The sequence below is a fragment of the Streptomyces sp. NPDC045778 genome, from assembly GCF_056431945.1.
The window spans coordinates 124444-142936 of record NZ_JBWKJZ010000012.1 but is presented as its reverse complement, the minus strand read 5'-3'; the positions used below and the strand labels follow the sequence as shown (position 1 = coordinate 142936).

19 protein-coding genes are annotated in these 18493 nt (G+C 74.3%); 10 read left to right on the top strand and 9 right to left on the bottom strand.

Going from position 1 to position 18493, the window contains the following annotated elements; translation table 11 throughout:
* The first annotated feature begins 200 nt into the window (after window positions 1–200).
* The 3 genes from AC07GB_RS17750 (at window position 201) to AC07GB_RS17740 (ending at window position 2662) form a co-directional block, all read left to right on the top strand.
* The gene (locus AC07GB_RS17750; RefSeq protein ID WP_478846498.1) at window positions 201–1007 is read left to right on the top strand and encodes an SDR family oxidoreductase; all 807 of its coding nucleotides are present in this window, start codon (window positions 201–203) and stop codon (window positions 1005–1007) included.
* A 229-nt stretch (window positions 1008–1236) separates the two neighbouring features.
* Window positions 1237–1704 carry a lamin tail domain-containing protein gene (locus AC07GB_RS17745; protein WP_478846329.1) on the top strand — a complete coding sequence of 156 codons (468 nt, stop codon included), beginning with the start codon at window positions 1237–1239 and terminating at the stop codon, window positions 1702–1704.
* A 73-nt stretch (window positions 1705–1777) separates the two neighbouring features.
* Window positions 1778–2662 carry a PhzF family phenazine biosynthesis protein gene (locus AC07GB_RS17740; RefSeq protein WP_478846327.1) on the top strand — a complete coding sequence of 295 codons (885 nt, stop codon included), beginning with the start codon at window positions 1778–1780 and terminating at the stop codon, window positions 2660–2662.
* Window positions 2663–2676: 14 nt separating this feature from the next.
* Here the strand turns inward: AC07GB_RS17740 and AC07GB_RS17735 are convergent, their stop codons facing one another.
* Window positions 2677–3000, bottom strand: a complete 324-nt coding sequence (locus tag AC07GB_RS17735; RefSeq protein ID WP_478846325.1) for a nuclear transport factor 2 family protein — start codon at window positions 2998–3000, stop codon at window positions 2677–2679.
* Window positions 3001–3258: 258 nt separating this feature from the next.
* Between AC07GB_RS17735 and AC07GB_RS17730 the strand changes: the two genes are divergently transcribed.
* The 5 genes from AC07GB_RS17730 (at window position 3259) to AC07GB_RS17710 (ending at window position 9556) form a co-directional block, all read left to right on the top strand.
* Window positions 3259–3801, top strand: coding sequence for a DoxX family protein (locus tag AC07GB_RS17730; protein WP_478846323.1), 543 nt, complete (start codon window positions 3259–3261; stop codon window positions 3799–3801).
* 223 nt (window positions 3802–4024) lie between these two features.
* Window positions 4025–5362, top strand: coding sequence for a multidrug effflux MFS transporter (locus AC07GB_RS17725; RefSeq protein ID WP_478846496.1), 1338 nt, complete (start codon window positions 4025–4027; stop codon window positions 5360–5362).
* Complete coding sequence (locus tag AC07GB_RS17720; protein ID WP_478846321.1) at window positions 5311–6492, top strand: serine hydrolase domain-containing protein; 1182 nt, start codon at window positions 5311–5313, stop codon at window positions 6490–6492. Before AC07GB_RS17725 ends, AC07GB_RS17720 begins: the two co-directional genes overlap by 52 nt.
* A gap of 47 nt (window positions 6493–6539) precedes the next feature.
* Window positions 6540–7547, top strand: a complete 1008-nt coding sequence (locus AC07GB_RS17715; protein ID WP_478846319.1) for a small ribosomal subunit Rsm22 family protein — start codon at window positions 6540–6542, stop codon at window positions 7545–7547.
* Between the two features lie 59 nt (window positions 7548–7606).
* The gene (locus tag AC07GB_RS17710) at window positions 7607–9556 is read left to right on the top strand and encodes a glycoside hydrolase (protein WP_478846317.1); all 1950 of its coding nucleotides are present in this window, start codon (window positions 7607–7609) and stop codon (window positions 9554–9556) included.
* A gap of 103 nt (window positions 9557–9659) precedes the next feature.
* Here AC07GB_RS17710 and ddaH read toward each other — a convergent pair whose 3' ends face one another.
* Both ddaH and AC07GB_RS17700 read right to left on the bottom strand, forming a co-directional pair.
* A complete protein-coding gene (gene ddaH / locus AC07GB_RS17705) occupies window positions 9660–10487 on the bottom strand; it encodes a dimethylargininase (protein ID WP_478846315.1) in 828 nt (275 codons plus the stop codon).
* 164 nt (window positions 10488–10651) lie between these two features.
* Window positions 10652–10831 carry a DUF6243 family protein gene (locus AC07GB_RS17700; protein ID WP_478846313.1) on the bottom strand — a complete coding sequence of 60 codons (180 nt, stop codon included), beginning with the start codon at window positions 10829–10831 and terminating at the stop codon, window positions 10652–10654.
* A 228-nt stretch (window positions 10832–11059) separates the two neighbouring features.
* Here AC07GB_RS17700 and AC07GB_RS17695 point away from each other — a divergent pair, with 228 nt between their 5' ends.
* On the top strand, window positions 11060–11692 hold the full coding sequence (locus AC07GB_RS17695) for a TetR/AcrR family transcriptional regulator (RefSeq protein WP_478846311.1): 633 nt from the start codon (window positions 11060–11062) through the stop codon (window positions 11690–11692).
* A 21-nt stretch (window positions 11693–11713) separates the two neighbouring features.
* Here the strand turns inward: AC07GB_RS17695 and AC07GB_RS17690 are convergent, their stop codons facing one another.
* Window positions 11714–12589 (bottom strand): glycerophosphodiester phosphodiesterase, encoded by an 876-nt coding sequence (locus AC07GB_RS17690; RefSeq protein WP_478846309.1) that lies wholly within the window; start codon window positions 12587–12589, stop codon window positions 11714–11716.
* Window positions 12590–12759: 170 nt separating this feature from the next.
* On the opposite strand from AC07GB_RS17690, the gene AC07GB_RS17685 reads away from it, so the two are divergent.
* Complete coding sequence (locus tag AC07GB_RS17685; RefSeq protein WP_478846308.1) at window positions 12760–13506, top strand: bifunctional DNA primase/polymerase; 747 nt, start codon at window positions 12760–12762, stop codon at window positions 13504–13506.
* A gap of 3 nt (window positions 13507–13509) precedes the next feature.
* On the opposite strand, the gene AC07GB_RS17680 is transcribed toward AC07GB_RS17685, so the two are convergent.
* The 5 genes from AC07GB_RS17680 to AC07GB_RS17660 all read right to left on the bottom strand — a co-directional run bounded on the left by AC07GB_RS17680 (window position 13510) and on the right by AC07GB_RS17660 (window position 18404).
* Window positions 13510–14484, bottom strand: coding sequence for an SCO2278 family lipoprotein (locus AC07GB_RS17680; protein WP_478846306.1), 975 nt, complete (start codon window positions 14482–14484; stop codon window positions 13510–13512).
* 37 nt (window positions 14485–14521) lie between these two features.
* On the bottom strand, window positions 14522–15307 hold the full coding sequence (locus AC07GB_RS17675; RefSeq protein ID WP_478846304.1) for an FTR1 family protein: 786 nt from the start codon (window positions 15305–15307) through the stop codon (window positions 14522–14524).
* A 165-nt stretch (window positions 15308–15472) separates the two neighbouring features.
* A complete protein-coding gene (locus AC07GB_RS17670; RefSeq protein WP_478846302.1) occupies window positions 15473–16309 on the bottom strand; it encodes a heme ABC transporter ATP-binding protein in 837 nt (278 codons plus the stop codon).
* A complete protein-coding gene (locus AC07GB_RS17665) occupies window positions 16306–17400 on the bottom strand; it encodes a FecCD family ABC transporter permease (RefSeq protein ID WP_478846300.1) in 1095 nt (364 codons plus the stop codon). Before AC07GB_RS17665 ends, AC07GB_RS17670 begins: the two co-directional genes overlap by 4 nt.
* Window positions 17397–18404: a heme/hemin ABC transporter substrate-binding protein gene (locus tag AC07GB_RS17660; protein ID WP_478846298.1), complete on the bottom strand. Its 1008-nt coding sequence runs from the start codon at window positions 18402–18404 to the stop codon at window positions 17397–17399. Before AC07GB_RS17660 ends, AC07GB_RS17665 begins: the two co-directional genes overlap by 4 nt.
* Window positions 18405–18493 lie beyond the last annotated feature (89 nt).

The window sequence follows — 18493 nt, the reverse complement described above, 5'->3', positions numbered from 1 at the left end:
GCGGGGCCATGAACGCTGAGCGAACGGCCCCTTCCGACGCCTCCCGGACGGCTCATCAGGGCCATCGGACGGACCCTCAGGAGGCCCCCGACGCGGCCCGGGCGGCAGCTTCGGGCACCGCCCGTGAGACAGCCTCGGGCACCGCCCGTGAGACAGCCTCGGGCGCCGCCCGTGAGGCGGCTCCGGGCCCAGCCCGTGAGGTGGCCCCGGACGCCACCCGGCACGCGGCTCCGGAAGCCGCCGCGAAGACCGCCGTCGTCACGGGCGCGGGCTCCGGAATCGGCCGCTCCGTCGCCGTGGAACTCCTGCGCGCGGGCTGGTCGGTGGCGCTCGCGGGCCGCCGCGACACCACGCTGCGCGAGACGCTCGACCTGGCCGCGGCCGACCAGGGGGACGCCGTCCGCGAACGGGCGCTGTGCGTGCGGACCGACGTTGCCGCGCCGGACGACGTGGCCGCCCTCTTCGCCGCCGTGCGCGAGCGGTTCGGGCGGCTCGGCCTGCTCTTCAACAACGCCGGCACGTTCGGGCCCGGCGGCGTGCCCGTCGAGGAGCTGCCGTACGACGCCTGGCGCCACGTCGTCGACACCAACCTCAACGGGGCCTTCCTGTGCGCACAGGCCGCGTTCCGGCAGATGAAGGAGCAGGCGCCGCAGGGCGGCCGGATCATCAACAACGGCTCGATCTCCGCGCACGTGCCGCGCCCGCACTCCGTCGCGTACACCGCCACCAAGCACGCCCTCACGGGCCTGACCAAGTCCCTGTCCCTGGACGGGCGTCCGTACCGCATCGCCGTCGGCCAGATCGACATCGGCAACGCGGCGACGGACATGACCGCGCGCATGACCTCCGGGGTCCTCCAGGCCAACGGGGAACTCGCGGTCGAGCCGGTGATGGACGCGGCCGACGTGGCGCGCACGGTGCGGCACATGGCGGAGCTGCCCCTGGAGGCCAACCTCCAGTTCGCCACGGTGCTCGCGACGGCGATGCCGTACATCGGGCGCGGCTGACCGCCCTACGCCGGACGTGGTGGGTGGCGAACTGCCTTGTGCCCAGGCGCGGCTGACGCCCCTACGGATTTCGTACGAACTGCGGGACCAGGTTCCGGCCAGCTGCCGGAATCCGGCTCGGGGGCCCCATGCCTCCCGCTAGGCTCAGCAGCTCTCCACGGAAACTTCACACGCGGAACACGTGGAGCACACGTAACGCACGGAACACATCGAGTACACGGAGCACACGTTGCGCATACGTTCGGCAGTCACGGCCGCCCTCGCCGCCACCGCCCTCGCGGCCCCGCTTCTCACCGCGGCCCCGGCGACCGCGGCCCCCCGCCACCAGGGCGGCCTGCACCTCGGCTACATCCAGTACGACAGCCCGGGCCGGGACACCACCGCCCGCGCCTCGGTCAACGGCGAGTGGGTGAACATCCACAACAGCTCCGGCAGCCCGATCCAGCTCAAGGGCTACAAGCTGAAGGACAACACCAACTACACCTACACCTTCGGCAGCTACAAGATAGGCGCGGGCAAGACCGTGAAGGTCCGCACCGGCAAGGGCACCAACGCCTCCGGGGTGCGCTACTGGGGCCGCGGCTGGCACGTGTGGAACAACACCAGCGACAAGGCCCGCTTGATCAAGCCGAACGGCACGCAGCTCGACTCCTGCTCCTGGACCACCCGCGACCGGGGCGCCAAGAACTGCCACTGAGCCCGCGCGGGCTCGCGCACACGCCGCCGTGCGTCCGGGAATGATCACGGACGCACGGCGGTTGTCGTCCGGCATGAGCACACCGGACCAGCACGCCCGAGCCACCGGCATCCTGCGCTACACGGCCTTCGCCACCGACCCCGACGGCGGCAACCCGGCCGGAGTCGTCCTCGACGCCGACGGGCTCGACGACACGCGGATGCTCGCGATCGCCGCGGACCTCGGCTACAGCGAGACGGCCTTCCTGACGCCGGGACCCGCGGGCCTCGGGCCCGAGGGCCGCACCTTCACCGTGCGGTACTTCAGCCCGCAGGCGGAGGTCCCCTTCTGCGGCCACGCCACCGTGGCCACGGCGGTCGCCCTCGCCGACCGCGACGGGGCGGGCGACTTCGTGTTCGACACGCGGGTCGGGTCCGTCCCGGTCACCGTCGCGGCGGTCGACGGGACGCTGCGCGCCACTCTCACCAGCGTCGAGCCGAAGGTGAGCGAGGCCCCCGCCGACGACGTCACCGAGGCCCTGGCCGCCCTCGGCTGGGCGGCGGCCGACCTCGACGCGGAGCTGCCGCCGCGCATCGCCTTCGCGGGCGCCCGGCACCTGGTCCTCGCGGCGGCCACGCGCGAGCGGCTCGCCGACCTGGACTACGACTTCGAGCGGCTGAGGTCCCTGATGCTGCGGCTCGATTTGACGACGGTCCAGCTGGTCTGGCGGGAGACCCCGTCCGTCTACCACGTACGGGACCCGTTCCCCGTCGGCGGCGTCGTCGAGGACCCCGCGACCGGCGCGGCAGCGGCGGCGTTCGGCGCCTACGCGCGCGAACTCGGCCTGGTGCCCGCCGCGGCGGAGCTGACCCTCCACCAGGGCGCGGACATGGGGCGCCCCGGAGTCCTCACGGTGACGCTGCGCGAAGGGGACGCCCGGGTGCGCGTGTCGGGCGCGGCGGTGCGCATCCCGGGCTGACCTCCGGCCGTGGTTCAGGCCTGACCGGTCTCGAAGCGGGACACCTTCCCGCCGTCCACCGTGAACTGCCACTTGGTGCGCATCGCGCCCCAGGTGTCGTTGCGGTAGTCGGCCACGAGCGCGCGGCCCTCGTCCGCCTCCGACTCCACGTCCATGTGGCCGTTGGAGGAGAAGACCTCGCGCTCCAGCCAGTCCTGGAGGTCCCGGTCCGAGCCGTCGTCGGACATGGTCGCGCCGGGCGCGAGCAGGCCCGTCAGGGCGGACCTGTCGCCCGCGTTCAGGGCGGTGACGAAGGCCCTCACCGTCGGGTCGCTGAGCTGGTTCACCGGAATCGTCATGCGTCCACGGTCACACCGGGGCCCCGCTCCCGCCACCGGCGCCCGCACGCTCCGTGACCGCCCCGGCCGCCTCGCACGCCCTGTGACCGTCCCGGCCGCTCCGCACGCCCCGGCGGCCGCTCACCCGGACGGCGGGCCGCACCGGGTGCGCGGGGCCCGCCCGGTGGACGGTGGAGGGGACCGGGGGTCACGGAGCGCGCCCCTGCCCGGGGCGCGCCTCTCCGGGGCCCCTGCCCCGAGCCCGCCCTGGAGGCCGCCGTGACCTGTCGCCGCTCCCACCCCCGCTGCCGCCCCGACCGGCGTGACATCGGCCTGCTGCTGCTCCGCACCGGCACGGGCGCGGTGCTCGCCGCGCACGGCTCGCAGAAGCTGCTCGGCTGGTTCGGGGGCGGCGGGGTCGAGGGCACCGGCGCGTACTTCGAGTCCGTCGGCTACCGGCCGGGCAAGGTCAACGCCGTGCTCGCGGGGCTAGCGGAGGCGGGCGGGGGCACGCTCCTCGCGCTCGGCCTCGCCACGCCCGCGGCCGGGGCCGCCGCGGCGGGCGCGATGGCGGGGGCGGCGCCCGTGCACGCCCCCAACGGCTTCTTCAACCAGGGCGGCGGCTTCGAGTACCCGGCCGTACTCGGGCTCGTGTCGGCGGCGCTCGCCGTCACCGGACCCGGCCGCCTCTCCGCCGACCACGCCATCGGCGACGTCCTCAACCGGCCCTGGATGGCACCGGCGGCCCTGCTCGCCACGGGGGTCGCGACGGCCGCGCTGGTGGCCTCCCGGAGGCGCGCCCTCCGGGACGCGGAGGCCTGACTCTGGACCGGCCTGATCGGCCCGCGGCCTCGTCCTCAAACGCCGGACGGGCTGAAACTGTCGCCGGTTGCGGCAGCGATTTCAGCCCCTCCGGCGTTTGAGGAGCGGGGGTCTGGGGGCGGAGCCCCCAGGATCGGGAAGGGGTGGGCCTGGGGCGCCCCGCGAGGGCACTCCTCGGCGCCTGCGACGATAGGGGGACGTGACAACTACCGGGAGGGGCGCGATGGCCGAGCGCGGGCAGGGGACGGGCACACAGTCCGACGGGCACATAGGCGGCGGGGGCGCCGCGGCCCGGGAGGGCGTGGACCCCGCGAACCGCGGGGCCCTGCGCGTGGCGACCGGAGCCCTCGTCACCCTCATCCTCGGCGGCCTCACGGCCATGCCCCCGCTGTCCATGGACATGTACCTCCCGGCCCTGCCGGAGGTCACCGACGCCCTGCACGCCCCGGCCGCCACCATCCAGCTCACCCTCACCGCCTGCCTCATGGGCATGGCGCTCGGCCAGCTCGTGGTGGGGCCGATGAGCGACAAGTGGGGCAGACGCCGCCCCCTCCTGGCGGGCCTGCTCGTCTACGTCCTCGCGACCGCGATCTGCGCGCTCGCCCCCACCGCCGAGCTGCTCATCGCCTTCCGCCTGCTCCAGGGCCTCGCCGGCGCCGCCGCGATCGTGATCGCGCGGGCCGTGGTGCGCGACCTGTACGACGGCGTGGAGATGGCCCGCTTCTTCTCCACCCTGATGCTGATCTCCGGCGTCGCCCCCGTCGTCGCGCCGCTCATCGGCGGCCAGGTCCTGCGCGTGACGGACTGGCGCGGCATCTTCGTCGTCCTGACGGTCGTCGGCATCGCCCTGACGCTGCTCGTGTGGCGGAGCCTGCCGGAGACCCTCGCGCCCCAGGACCGGCACGGCGGCGGCACCGCCGAGGCGCTGCGCACCATGCGCGGCCTCCTCGCGGACCGCGTCTTCGCCGGCTACATGGTCGCGGGCGGCTTCGCCTTCGCCGCCCTGTTCGCGTACATCTCCGCGTCCCCGTTCGTCATCCAGGAGATCTACGGAGCCTCGCCGCAGACCTTCAGCCTCCTGTTCGGCGTGAACTCCATCGGCCTGATCATCGTCGGCCAGATCAACGGCAAGCTCCTCGTCGGCCGGGTCAGCCTCGACAAGGCCCTCGGCCTCGGGCTCGCCGTCATCACGCTCGCCGCCACCGCGCTGCTCCTCATGACCAGCGGCGTCTTCGGCGACGTGGGCCTCGGCGCGGTGGCCACCGGGCTCTTCGTCCTGATGTCGGCGATGGGCCTGGCCATGCCCAACACCAACGCGCTCGCGCTGATGCGCACCAAGCACGCCGCGGGCTCCGCCTCCGCGCTGCTCGGCACCTCCTCCTTCCTGATCGGCGCCGTCGCCTCGCCGCTGGTCGGCATCGCGGGCGAGAACACCGCCGTCCCGATGGCCGTCGTCCAGCTGGCGTGCGGCCTTGCGGCCGTCGGCTGCTTCCTGGGACTGTGCCGCCCGTGGCAGCGGAGCGGCAGTACCCAGCAGGAGCCGGAGGGGGCGGACCGCTGACGCCGCCCCGGGCGCTGCGCCCGGGCCCCGCGGAGCGCGCGGGCCTCGACCCCGACGCCCTCGCCCGCCTCGTCCAGGACGTACGGGAGCTGACGCGCGGACCGCGGCCCTGGTGCGCGGGCGCCGTGGTCCTCGCCGGGCGCGGCCCCGTGATCGCCGTGGCCGACGCGGCGGGCTGGGCCGTGCGCTACGCCGCGTACGACGAGCACGCCGACGCGGGCGTCGAGCTGCCGCCCGAGCGGCGGGTGCCGATGACCGTGGACACGCCCTTCGACCTGGCCTCGCTCACCAAGCTGTTCACGACCGTGGCAGCCGTGCAGCAGCTGGAGCGCGGCGCCATCGGGCTCGACGAGCCGGTCGGCCGGTACCTCCCCGAGTTCACGGGCGCCGCCGCGCACGGCGTCACCGTGCGCCGACTCCTCACGCATACCTCGGGACTCCGCCCCGAGCTGCCGCTGTACGACCTGCCCGACGCGACCGCGCGGCTGCGGGCGCTGCGCGCCGAGGAGCCCTCAGGCCCGCCGGGCACCTACCTCTACTCCGACCTGAACCTGCTGCTCCTCCAGCACGTCCTGCACCGCGTCACCGGGCGCCCGCTCGACGTGCTCGTCCGCGAGGGCATCACGCGGCCGCTCGGCATGACCGCCACCGGCTTCGGCCCCTGCCCCGGCGCGGCCGCCACCGAGGACCAGCGCAAGCCCTGGGCGAAGGCCGACCGGGGCATGCTGCGCGGCGAGGTCCACGACGAGAACGCGTGGGCGCTCGGGGGCGTGGCGGGCCACGCGGGGCTCTTCTCCACCGCGCGGGACCTCGCGGTGTTCTGCCGCGCGCTGCTGTGCGGCGGCGCGTACGGCTCCGCCCGCGTCCTGGGGCCCGCCTATGTCGACCTGATGCTGGCACCGCCCGGGCTCGGCTTCGCCGTCGACCAGCCGTGGTTCATGGGGGAGCTGGCGGGCCGGGGCGCCGCCGGGCACACCGGCTTCACCGGCACGTCCCTGGTGCTCGACCGCGCCACGGACACCTACCTCGTCCTCCTCGCCACCACGGTCCACCCCCGGCGCGGGCCCGCCACCAGCGCCCCCCGCGCCCGGGCGGCCACCACCCTGGCCCGGGCGCTGCGCCCCCGCTGACCCCGCGGGGGCGCCGAGCCCCCGCGGGACCGGCCTAAAATCGACAGGTGCACGACCACCTCTCCCCCGCCGAAACCCTCCGCACCGCCCTCGCCGACCTGCTGGAGGACCTCCCTCCGCGCGCCGCGGCCAGGGCCGTGGACCGGCTGATCGCGAACTACCGGGGCGCCACCCCGACCGAGGCCCCGGTCCTGCGGGACCGCGCCGACGTCACGGCGTACGCGGCCTACCGGATGCCCGCCACCTTCGAGGCCGTGCGCTCCGCGCTGCGGGCCTTCGCCGCCGCGGCGCCCGCGGGCTGGGCCCCGGCCGGGCACACCGACATCGGCGGCGGCACGGGCGCCGCCACCTGGGCGGTCAGCGCCACCTGGCCGGGGGAGCGGCCCGTCACCGTCATGGACTGGGCCGAACCCGCCCTGGACCTGGGCCGCGAACTGGCCGCCGCGCACCCCGACCTGGCCGCCGCCCAGTGGCAGCGCGCCCGCATCGGCACCTCGCTCACCGTGGCGCCCACCGCCCTCGTCACCCTCTCGTACGTCCTCGGCGAGCTGACCGGCGACGACCGGGCCTGGGTCGTCGACGTGGCCGCCCGCGCCGCCACCGACGCCGTGGTCGTGGTGGAGCCCGGCACCCCGGACGGCTACGCCCGCGTCCTCAAGGCCCGCGACCAGCTCGTCGCCGCCGGGTTCCGGGTGGCCGCGCCCTGCCCGCACAGCGGCGCCTGCCCGATCGAGCCCGGCAGCGACTGGTGCCACTTCTCGGCCCGGGTCAGCCGGTCATCGCTGCACCGCAAGGTCAAGGGCGGCTCCTTGGCGTACGAGGACGAGAAGTTCGCCTACGTCGCCGCGGTCCGCGCGACGGGCCCCGCCGCCGACGGCCTCGCGCCCGCGCCCCGCCGCGTCGTCCGCAAGCCGCAGATCCGCAAGGGCCAGGTCCTCCTCGACCTGTGCGAGGCGGAGGGCGCGCTGCGCCGGGAGACCGTGACGAAGCGGCACGGCGCCCTCTACCGCGAGGCGCGGGACGCCGCCTGGGGCGACGCCTGGCCCACGGCCTAGGCGCCGCTGCGGGCCCGGCTCTTAGAAGCCCCTTAGAACCGGTGACTATCCACGTCACCATGCCCCTCAAGATCACAGCCCTAGGACTCGTCCTCACCCTCGCCGCCGGGAGCGCCACCGCCGAAGCCGCCCCGGAACGCGCCCCCGGCACCCGCGTCGAACTGGCCGTCCGCGGCGGCACCGCCGTCGTGGACACCGCCACGCTCGCCGTGCGCGCCCGCACCCGCGACGGCCACGACCGGCTGCTCTCGGCCGCTTCCGCCACCGCGCTCGGTAAGCCGGGGCCCGTACGGCGGCTCGACGGCGGCCAGGTGCGCTGGAGTTACCCCGAGCGCGGCCTCGACGTCACCGCCCGGGCCGACCACGGCCGCCTCGCGCTGAGCTTCGCCGCCCGCCGCGACACCACCCTGCGCTGGCCCGTCACCGGCGTCGGCGCCCCGGCCTCGGCAAGCCTGCAACTCCCGCGCGGCGAAGGGCTCGACATCCCGGTGGCCGACCCCTTCTGGACCTCCGGGGGCGGCCGTCTCGCGGGCACGAGCGTCGACGTGGGCGCCGACCTGACGCTGCCGCTGTGGGGGTACTCCGCCGGACGGCACGGCGTCAGCTACCTCACCCCGACCGACCTCGGCACCTCGCTCGCCTTCAGCAAGGCCCACGGGCGCCTGCGCGCCACCGCCACGCACGCCTTCCGCCGCGCCGAGGGCACCCGCGTCTACACCGTCACGCTCGCCCTGACCGACGGCAACCCCGTCGCACCCGCCGCCGACTACCGCGCCTACCTCGCCGAGCGCGGCCGGCTCGGCAGCCTGCGCGCGAAGTTCCGGAAGAACCCGGCGGCGCGCGGGCTCCTCGGCGCGTTCCACGCCTACCTGTGGGGCGAGGCCCGTACCGCCGCCGGGGTGCGGCGGCTTCGCGCGCTCGGCGCCGACCGGATGTGGCTCGGCTACGACGCGGGGCCGGGCCCCATGGACAAGAAGGCGGTCGCCGCGGCGAAGGCCGCCGGCTACCTCGTGGGCCCGTACGACACCTTCGCCAACGGACAGGACCCGAAGACCGCCGACAGCCCCACCTCCGTGTGGCCGGGACGCGTCTACCCGGACTTCTGCGTCCGCGACGCCGACGGCTCCCCGCACACCGGATTCGGCGGCCGGGGCTGCTACTTGAGTTCCGCCGCCTTCGAACGCGCCGAGCCCGTCCGGCACTACCTGGCCGACCGCACCCGCGCCATGGTCCGCAACGGCGCCGACAGCTACTTCCTCGACGTGGACGCCACCGGCGAGCTGTTCCGCGACCACTCCGCGGCCCACCCGATGACCAGGGCCCAGGACCGCGCCCACCGCCTCGCGCGCATGCGCCGCATCAGCGGATCCGGCCTCGTCCTCGGCTCCGAGACCGCCCAGGCCTGGGCCAACCAGGTCATCGCCTTCGACCACGGCAGCGCGACCCCCGTCGCCGACAGGCTGTGGGCCTTCCAGAAGGACCGGGAGAACTGGGGCGGCTACTACCCGGAGAGCGCCCCGAAGATGTTCTTCAAGCCGGTGCGCCTGCCCGCCGACCTGAGCCGGGCCATGTACGCGCCGCGCTACCGCGTCCCGTTGTACGGGACAGCCCTGCACGGCTCGACCGTCAGCGCCGAGCGCTGGGAGCTGTCGTACGAGAAGCTGCCCGCGGAGAAGACACGGCGCGCGCTGCTCGCGATGCTGTACAACCGGCCGCTCAACTACGTCCTCGACGGGCCCGCGCTGACCCGCCACGGCCGGGAACTCGCCGCCCTCCAGCGCTACTTCGCGCCGCTGCACCGGGCGGCGGGGACGGAGCGGCTCACGTCGTTCCGATGGCTGACCGGCGACCGCGCCGTCCAGCGCACGGTCTTCGGCGACGGCACCTTGACCGCCACCGCCAACTTCGGCACGAAGGCCCGCGCCGGGCTCCCGGGCGGCTGCGTCGACGCGAAGCTGCGCACGGACGCCAGGCCGCGGCGGCTGTGCCCGGCCGAGCTGAACTCCTGAAGGAGAGGTGCGGGCGGTCACAGGCCGCCCGCACAGAGGAGCGCCCCGAAGGGGCGCGGGGAACTGCGCGACCAGCCACGACGGCCCGCAGCCAAAGGACGGCCTACCGCAGCCTCAGCTCCTGCGTGCAGCACTTGACGCTGCCCCCGCCCTTGAGCAACTCGCCCAAGTCCATGCCGACAGGCTCATAGCCGCGGTCGCGCAGCGGCTGGAAGAGCCCGGTCGCCGCCTGCGGAAGCAGCACGTGCAGACCGTCGGACACGGCGTTGAGGCCGAGGGCCTCGGCGTCCGCCTCCTCGGCGATCAGGGCGTCGGGGAACAGCTTCCTGAGCACGGCCTGGCTGCCCGGCGAGAACGCGCCCGGGTAGTACATGACGTCGTCCGCCGTGTCGTCCAGGACCGCGAGGGCGGTGTCCAGGTGGTAGTAGCGCGGGTTGATCAGGTCCAGGCCGATCACCGGTCGGCCGAAGACCTCCTGGGCCTCGCCGTGCGAGAGCGGGCTGGCGCGGAAGCCGCGGCCCGCGAGCACGTACGAGGACGTGACGGCGAAGTCGCCCTCGCCCTCGTTGATGTGGGTCGGCTCGTGCACGTGCTCGAAGCCGTGCGCGCGGAACCACTCCAGGTGGGCCGCCGCCTCCGCCTGCCGCTCGGGGTAGGCGAAGCTCGCGCCGAGGACCCGGCCGTCGACGACGGTGGCGCCGTTGGCCGCGAAGACCATGTCCGGCAGATCGGGGCGGGGTTCGAGTTCCTCGACGGTGTGGCCGAGCGCGCGGTAGCGGTCGCGCAGGTCCTCCCACTGGGCGATGGCCAGCGGGACGTCGACGGGTTTGGCGGGGTCCATCCACGGATTGATGGAGTACGTGACCTTGAAGTGCGCCGGTGGGCACATCAGGTAGCGCCGGGGTGTGGCGCGCCGGGCAGCTTGACGCAACGAAGGCTCCTCACGAACCGCAGGGGCTATTGCTGCCCATGGTGCGGTCTGAGGAGCCTTCGCGCAGTGATCTGAGTGGCTCGAACTGTGGTCTGGACGGGAATTTGCTCATGAACCGGAGGTTCCGGCGGTCAGGAGCCTTTCGTTCGCGGGGGCATCCGGCGTCATGAGCCGTCGTTCGCCGCCCGGCCCTCCTGGAGTTTGCGCAGCAGCTCACGCTTCTGTTCCTGGGGGCTGAGCCCACCGCCGACGCGGCCCGCGCCCTTGCCGCCGCGCAGTGCCTTGCGCGACAGGTTGCTGCGGGTACCGCCGACGCCGAGCATTCCGGATCCGCCTCGCGACATGGTGCGACCTCCGTGAGTCGTCGAAGTGGTCGCCGGCGCGGGTGCCGCACCGACAAACACGAGACGTTTCGTCTCGTTGTACGTCGACAATAACCGAGACGCTCCGTCTTGTCGAGGGAATTATCGAGGGGATTGCCGAGGGGATTACCGAGGGGATTGCGAGGGGGTCGGGGGCGCCGTCGGCGTTGGTGAGACGCAGCGTCTCGTGTCGCTGCTACATTCGACGGTATGGCCCAGAAGACCGCACCTGACTCCACGCGCCGCAGCGAGCGTTCGCGCCGCGCGATCTACGACGCCGCTCTCGCCCTGGTCGGCGAGGTCGGCTACGGCAAGATGACCATCGAGGCGATCGCCGCCCGCGCGGGCGTCGGCAAGCAGACCATCTACCGCTGGTGGCCTTCCAAGAGCGCCGTCCTGCTCGACGCCTTCCTCGACCTGGCCGAACAGGCCAACGCCCAGCTCAGCGAGGAGGCCGGGCTCGAGGAGCCCGCGACCGACATCCCGGACACCGGCGACCTGGAAGCCGACCTCAAGTACGTGCTGCGCGCCACCGTCGACGAGATGACCGACCCCAAGTTCGACGCCCCGGCCCGCGCGCTCGCCGCCGAGGGCGTCGTCAACCAGGAGCTGGGCACCGAGTTCATGGAGAAACTCCTCGAACCCCAGCTCCAGCACTACGTGAAGCGCCTGCGCGCCGCCCAGGAGCGCGGCGAGATCGCGGCCCACATCGACCCGCGCATCGCCCTCGAACTGTGGACGGGCCCGCTCGCCCAGCGCTGGATGCAGCGCACGGGGCCGCTCACCCACGCGTACGCCGACAAGCTCGTCGAGTACGCCCTGTACGGCATCGCGCCCCGCTGACCTGCGGCAAGGCGGCGCGGATCACCGCTGGTTGAGCGGTCCCAGCAGGCGTCGCGCCGCCTTGCCGCCCTTGACCGGCGTCCGCGTGAGCAGCCCAGGGGCGTCCGTGATCACGCCGTCGCAGCCGAGCCGGAGCACCCGGTCGCGCTGCGCGGGCGTGGTCACGGTGTGCGCCCACACGCGCGGGATGCCGGAGTTCACCGCACGCCTGAGATCCTCGTCGCGCGCCTTGTAGTCCACGTCCAGTACGTCGACGAACGCCGCCCAGCGCTCCGGCCGGTCCGTGCGCAGCTGCCGCCCGGACCGCCACAGCTGCGCGAGCAGGCCCAGGTGGTGCGCGCGCCGGGCCACCCAGGGCTTGTTGGAGTTCACGAACACCGAGCGGGCCAGGCCGCGCTCGTGGATCAGCGCGCTCAGCCGGTTCAGGCTCTCCGGGTCCTTCGCCTCCAGCATCAGCATGACCCGCCCGCCGAACCGGTCGAGCACCTCCGTCACCGTCGGCGGCCGCTCGATCCGCCAGAACCCGGGCACGTGCCGCTGCGGCCGCAGCAGTACGTGCTGCCACTCGCGGGCCGTCAGCAGGTTCACCGGGCCCGTCGCGTACGTCGTGCGGTCCAGGGTCGCGTCGTGCATGACCACCAGGGTGCCGTCGGCCAGCATCCGCGTATCGGCGTCGATGACCTGTGCCGTGCCCCGCTCGAACGCCGTCATCAGGCCCGACATGCTGTTCTCCGGCACCTCAAGGGCACCGCCCCGGTGCGCGGTGTAGACGAACGGCGGCAGCGCGTCGACCGTGAGCGGGCCCCCGCCCCACTCCAGCGGGGCCAGGAAGGCGGTGGGTCCGGTGAGGGCCAGGGCGGTGACGCCCGAGAGTGACAGCACAGTCCGTGTGACCATGGCGACCACCGTAGGAGTGGAAATCGCCTCTTCGCCCGTAATGACGCGCTATGTCACCCCCCGCCTTGCATCACCCCAGCTACCTCGGATGTGGGCTACGGCCACCCGGGGAGCAGGATGGTGGGACCATAGGTCATGCTGTTCCGCACGACGGCGAGGTGAGGGGATAGATGGGCGCGGAGTTCGGCCGGACGTCCGGCGCGCAGGGCAGGATCTCCCAATGGCTTCGCCGGCGATCACGTGCGGGCGCGGACGGTGCCGCCGAGGCCACGCGCCGTGAGGACCTGCTGCTCGCCGTCGCCGCAGCGGGCCTTCCGCTCGCCCCGGCCGCGCACCCCGCCGGATACCGCTGTTCCTGCGACCGCATCGGCTGTCCCACGCCCGCCCGGCACCCCGTCTCCTTCGCCTGGCAGACCCAGTCCACCACCGACCGCGCGCAGATCGAGCGCTGGGCACGGCACCAGCCGCAGGCCAACTTCATCACCGCGACCGGCATGGTGCACGACGTCCTCGACGTGCCCCTTGAGGCGGGCCGCGCCGCCCTTGAGCGGCTGCTCGCGGACGGCATCGAGGTCGGGCCCGTCGCCGAGTCCGAGGGCGCGCACGGGCAGGCGCGGATGCTGTTCTTCACCGCCACGCGAGGGACGCCGGAGGACGAGGACGAGTGGTGGCCCTGCGAGCTGGACTGCCACCCGGAGACGATGGACGAGCACCCGGGCCTCCGCTGGCACTGCCGCGGGTCCTACGTCCTCGTACCGCCCGCGCGCCTTCCGGGTGACCTGGCGGTCGGCTGGGTCCGCGGGCCCGAGTTCCCCCTGCCCGACCCGCTGACCCTCCTGGAGATCCTCACCGACGAATGCGCCCGGTACGCGGGGGAGCCGCAGGGCGACGTGGCCGCCTGGCCGCTGCGCGGCTGAGGGCTACTCGCCCTTCGCCCCGACCAGGCCCTGCATGCGGCCCAGTATCGAGATCTCGCCCCGGGAGCCGGGGGTCAGGGAGACCTGGTTCGAGACGCGCTCCAGGGTGACGGACTGCTTGGCCTCGCCCTTCATGAGGGCCTTGACGTCCGGTTCCACGTCGACCGTGAGGCCCTTGGACGCCGTCTGCTTCTCGTAGTGGTGGGTGGAGAAGAAGACGAGCGCGCCGCCGTCGCGGGTACGCAGGCCCACGGGGGCGAACGCGCCGGTGTTCCGGGGCTCGTCCAGGTACTGCACGGCGAGGCCGAGGCGCCTGCCGTTCTTGTCGCGGGCCGCCTTCCACTGCGTGGTGTGCGGGCCGGGCGCGAACGCGTCGCCGCCCGACTTGAGGAACGCCGTGTACTCCGCACCGAGGCGCCGGGGCGCCACCGCGAGCCCGGCCTGGTCGACGGCGACCGGCTCCGCGTATCCGTCCTCGTCCTTCTTCAGGTCCGGGATCCGGCCGGGAAGGACCAGGTTCAGATACGTGGCCTCCCACAGCTGGTCCCCGCTGCCGCGGGTGAAGACGATCAACCAGCGGAAGCCGTGCGGCTTGCGGTTGCTGAGGGCGTTGACGACGAAGAACCGGGGCCAGCCCGCCTTCTTCGGGATGGCGTACTCGACGTCGGTGAACCGCAGCGGCACGTGCCGCGTGTTGCCGCCCGGGTGCTGCGCGCGCCGCGCTTTGAGGCCCGCCTGGTTGATGGCGCCGAGCGGTCCGGTGACGCGGGCCGCGTCCAGGGCGGGGTCGTAGGCCTTGTCGGCCTTGTTGTAGGCGCGCGTGAACTCCTTGAGGGCCCGGGCGGCCTCGGCCTTGGTGGCGGTGGGGATGACCTCCCGCTCCCCGTGCACCGTCACGCATCCGCTCGCCGTCACCGACAGGACCAGTGCCGCTGCCGCCGAGGCACCGGACCGCCCGAGCCTGCGCACCCTGTTCATGGGACCCCTTCGCTCTCCCCGCTCCCGGGCCCGAACCCTACCGGGGCCCCGCCGGGCCCCGGCGCGGGGGCGCCGTCAGGAACACCGCGAGGGCCGATGCCAAGTACAGCGACCAGACGACGGCCTGGAGGACCGTCGGCTGCGGCGGCAGGACGAACACGCCCTCCACGAGGGCGCCGTACCAACGGTCCGGCGGAATCGCCGCGCTGACGTCGAACGCCACGTCCTCGACGCCGCCGAGGAGCCGCGCCGCCTGGAAGGCACGCGCGCCGTACGCGAGGAAGCCCGCCGCCACCACGAGGAGCAGCGCCCCGGTCCAGGTGAAGAACCCGGCGCCGCCGACGCGCAGGACGCCGCGGCGGCAGAGCAGGCCGAGCGCGGCCGCGGTGAGCAGACCCAGGACCACGGCGAGCAGCGGCGTGTACGTGCCGTCGTCCGCCGTGCGCACGGAGGCCCAGACGAGCAGGGAGGTCTCCAGGCCCTCGCGGCCCACGGCCAGGAACGCCGTCGCGGCCGGCGCAGCCGTGCTCGACCGCGGGGCGGCATCCGGCCGCGCCCGCAGGACCAGCCACGTCACGAGCGCCGCCGCGAGGACCGAAAGGGAACCACCGAGCACCTCCCGCGCCTCGGCCGTCAACTCCCGTGAGCCGAAGGTGAGGACGCAGCCGAAGCCGAGGAACAACGCCGCCGCGGCCCCTGCGCCGGCCCCTGCCGGGGCCAGTGCCTCGCGGCGCCCCGCCCTCGCCAGGCGCGCGGCGAGGACGCTCACCACGAGCGCGGCGGCCAGGCCCGCCCGCAGACCGATCAGAAAGGTGCCGAACACCACTCACGCCTTCCCGGTGCACAGCGCACGGCTCCACCAGTCGCCCTCGTACCGCCCCCGGACGGGATGACGTAGACCGCCGAACGCGCCCGGGGGATGTACGGGGTGAGCGATCCGCCCAGAGGGGTGCTCGACGAGCGGCGGCCCGCGCCCGCGCGGACGCCGTCAGCCGCCCTCGCGCACCGGTGTGACCAGCGGCTTGCCGGTGCGCGGGTGCGGGAACACCTCGATCGGCTGGCGGTACACGCCGGACAGCAGCTCCGCGCCGAACACGTCGTGGGGGGCGCCGTCCGCCGCCACGGTCCCGGCGTGCAGCACCACCGCGCGGTCCGCGTACGCCGCCGCGAGACCCAGGTCGTGCAACACGACGACCACCGCGTCCCCGGCCCCGGCGCGCTCCCGGCAGATCCTGAGGACCAGCTCCTGGTGGCGCAGGTCGAGCGCGGCGGTCGGCTCGTCGAGCAGCAGCAGCGGCGCCCGCTGGGCGAGCACGCGGGCGAGCGCGACCCGGGCCCGCTCGCCGCCGCTGAGCGCGGAGAACGGCCGCCCCGCGAACTCCGTGACCTCCGTGGCGGCCATCGCATCCCGCACCGCCTTGTCGTCGTCCTCCTCCAGGCGGGTCCCGGCCCAGGGCGCGCGCCCCATCCGTACGACGTCCTCGACGGGGAAGGGGAAGGACAGCGCAGCCGACTGCGGCAGCACGGCCCGGCGCAGCGCCAGTTCGGGAGCGGGCCAGTCCCCGGCCGCCCGGCCGTGGATCCGCACGGAGCCGGAGGCGAGCGGCAGGTCGGCGGCCAGCGCGGCCAGGAGGGTGGACTTCCCCGCGCCGTTGGGGCCGACGAGGGCCAGCACCTCGCCCGCGCGGGCCGCCACCGACACGCCCCCCAGGACCTCCCGGCCGCCGAGCGAGAGCCGCGCGTCCACGGCCTCGGCCAGCACGTCACCGGGCGCGACGGGCCCGGGCAGCGCGCGCTCGCGCACGCCGAAGAGCCGCCCGATCATGACCAGCCCCCTTGCCTGCGACGGGTCCTGCGCAGCAGCCAGAAGAAGAACGGGCTGCCGAAGAGCGCGGTGAGGACGCCGAGCGGCAGCTCGGCGGGGGCGGCCACGGTCCGGGCCGCGAGGTCGGCGCCGACGAGCACCACGGCCCCGCCGAGCGCGCTGCCCGGCACCAGGAAGCGGTGCCCGGGACCGGCCGCCATCCGCAGCAGGTGCGGCACGAGCAGCCCCACGAACGTGACGATCCCGGCCACCGCCACGGCCGCCGCGGTGAGCAGCGCCACCACGAGCACCAGGACGACCCGCAGCCGCTCCACGTCCACGCCCAGGTGCCGCGCGGGCCTCTCGCCGAGCGCCAGCAGGTCCAGCTTGCGGGCGTAACAAGGCGCGACGAGCAGCCCGGCCGCCGCGCACGGCAGGACGGCGAGCACCTTCGGCCAGGTGGCCTGGGCGAGCGAGCCGAGCTGCCAGAACGTGATCTGCGAGACCTGGGCGTTGTCGGCGAAGAAGATGAACAGGCCGATCAGCGCGCCCGCGAAGGCGTTCACGGCGATGCCGGTGAGGATCAGCGTCACCACCTCGCTGCGGCCGCCCTCACGCGACAGGGCGTACACCAGCAGCACGGTGACGAGACCGGCGACGAACGCGCACACCGTGACGGTCCAGTTGCCGAGGAAGCTCAGGCCGAGCGCGATCGAGGCGACCGCGCCCACGGCCGCGCCGGAGGAGATCCCGATGACGCCCGGCTCGGCCAGCGGATTGCCGAACACGCCCTGCATCAGCGCGCCCGCGCAGCCGAGCGACGCGCCCACGAGCAGCGCGAGCACCACGCGCGGCAGGCGTACGTTCCACAGCACGCTCTCCGCCACCCGGTCGAGCGCGTGCCCGCCGAGGCCGGCGCGGTGCTGGACGGAGGCGAGGACGTCGCCGAGCGGGATGTCGTACGCGCCGAGCCCGGCGGACAGCAGGCACAGCACGGCGAGCGCGGCGGTCAGGGCGGCGGTGAGCAGCGCGGGCGTGCCGCGCCGCCCGCGCCGGGCGGTGCCCTGCTCGCGCGCGGGGGCCGCCGCGGGCGGCTCGGTCACCAGGGTCACTCGGCGTCCCCGTACAGCTGCTCCACGAGGGAGGCGAGGACCCGGTCCGTGCGCGGGCCGTAGTTGAGGAGCACGCCGTCCTCGACGGAGACGACGCGGCGGTCCAGGCCCGCCGGGGTCTCGGCCACGCCCGGGATCTTCACCAGGCCCTCGACGCCGCCGACCGAGTCGAGCCCCTTGGACATCACCAGGATCGCGTCCGGCGCGGCCTTCGCGAGGGCCTCGCTGGTGATGGCCGTGAAGTCCTTCCGCAGGCCCGACTCCTTGCCCGCGTCGAGGGCTCCCGCCGCCTCCAGCAGGGACGAGGCGCCCGAATCGCGGCCGCCGAGCAGATAGACGGAGGCCGAGCCGCGCAGGTAGAGGAAGGCCACGCGCGGCTTCTTGCCCTTGTCCGGCACGGACCGGCGCACCTTGTCGAGCCGTGCTTGCGTCCGGGAGGTGAGGGCCGCGCCCGCCTTCGGCACGCCGAGCGCCCGCGCGACCGCCTCGATGCGCGGGCCGACGTCGTCCAGGCCCTTGGCCGGGTCGAGGACGACGAGCGGGATGCCCGCGTCCCGGATCTGGTCGACGGCCTCCGCGGGGCCCGTCGTGCTCTCGGCGAGGACGACCGTCGGCTTCAGGGAGAGCACGCTCTCGGCCGACACGTCGTGGGCCCGCGTCACCACGGGCAGCTTCCTGGCCTGGTCGAAGGTCGCGGTGATGTCCCGGGCGACGACGTTCCGGCCGAGGCCAAGCGTGAACACGATCTCGTTCAGACCGCCGCTGAGCGGCACGATGCGGCTGGTGTCCTTCACCGTGACCTTCTCGCCGTCGGCGGAGTCCACGGTCACGGGGAGCTTCGGACGGGGTGTGGCCGTGAGCGGCTCGACGCGGTCGGCGTCGGCCGCCTTCGCCTTGACGCCTCCGCCTGATCCGCCGTCACCCGGGGTTCCGCATCCGGCGAGGGTGAGGGCGAGTGCGGCCGCCAAGGTGGCGGCCGTCCGGAGTGAGCGCGGCTTACGCACCGAAGTCCACCGTCCTGTCGTGTGGTTCCCTGATGACGAGATCTTAGTTTAGGTTAGCCTTACCTAACGATCTAGGCCTTGATGGTCGT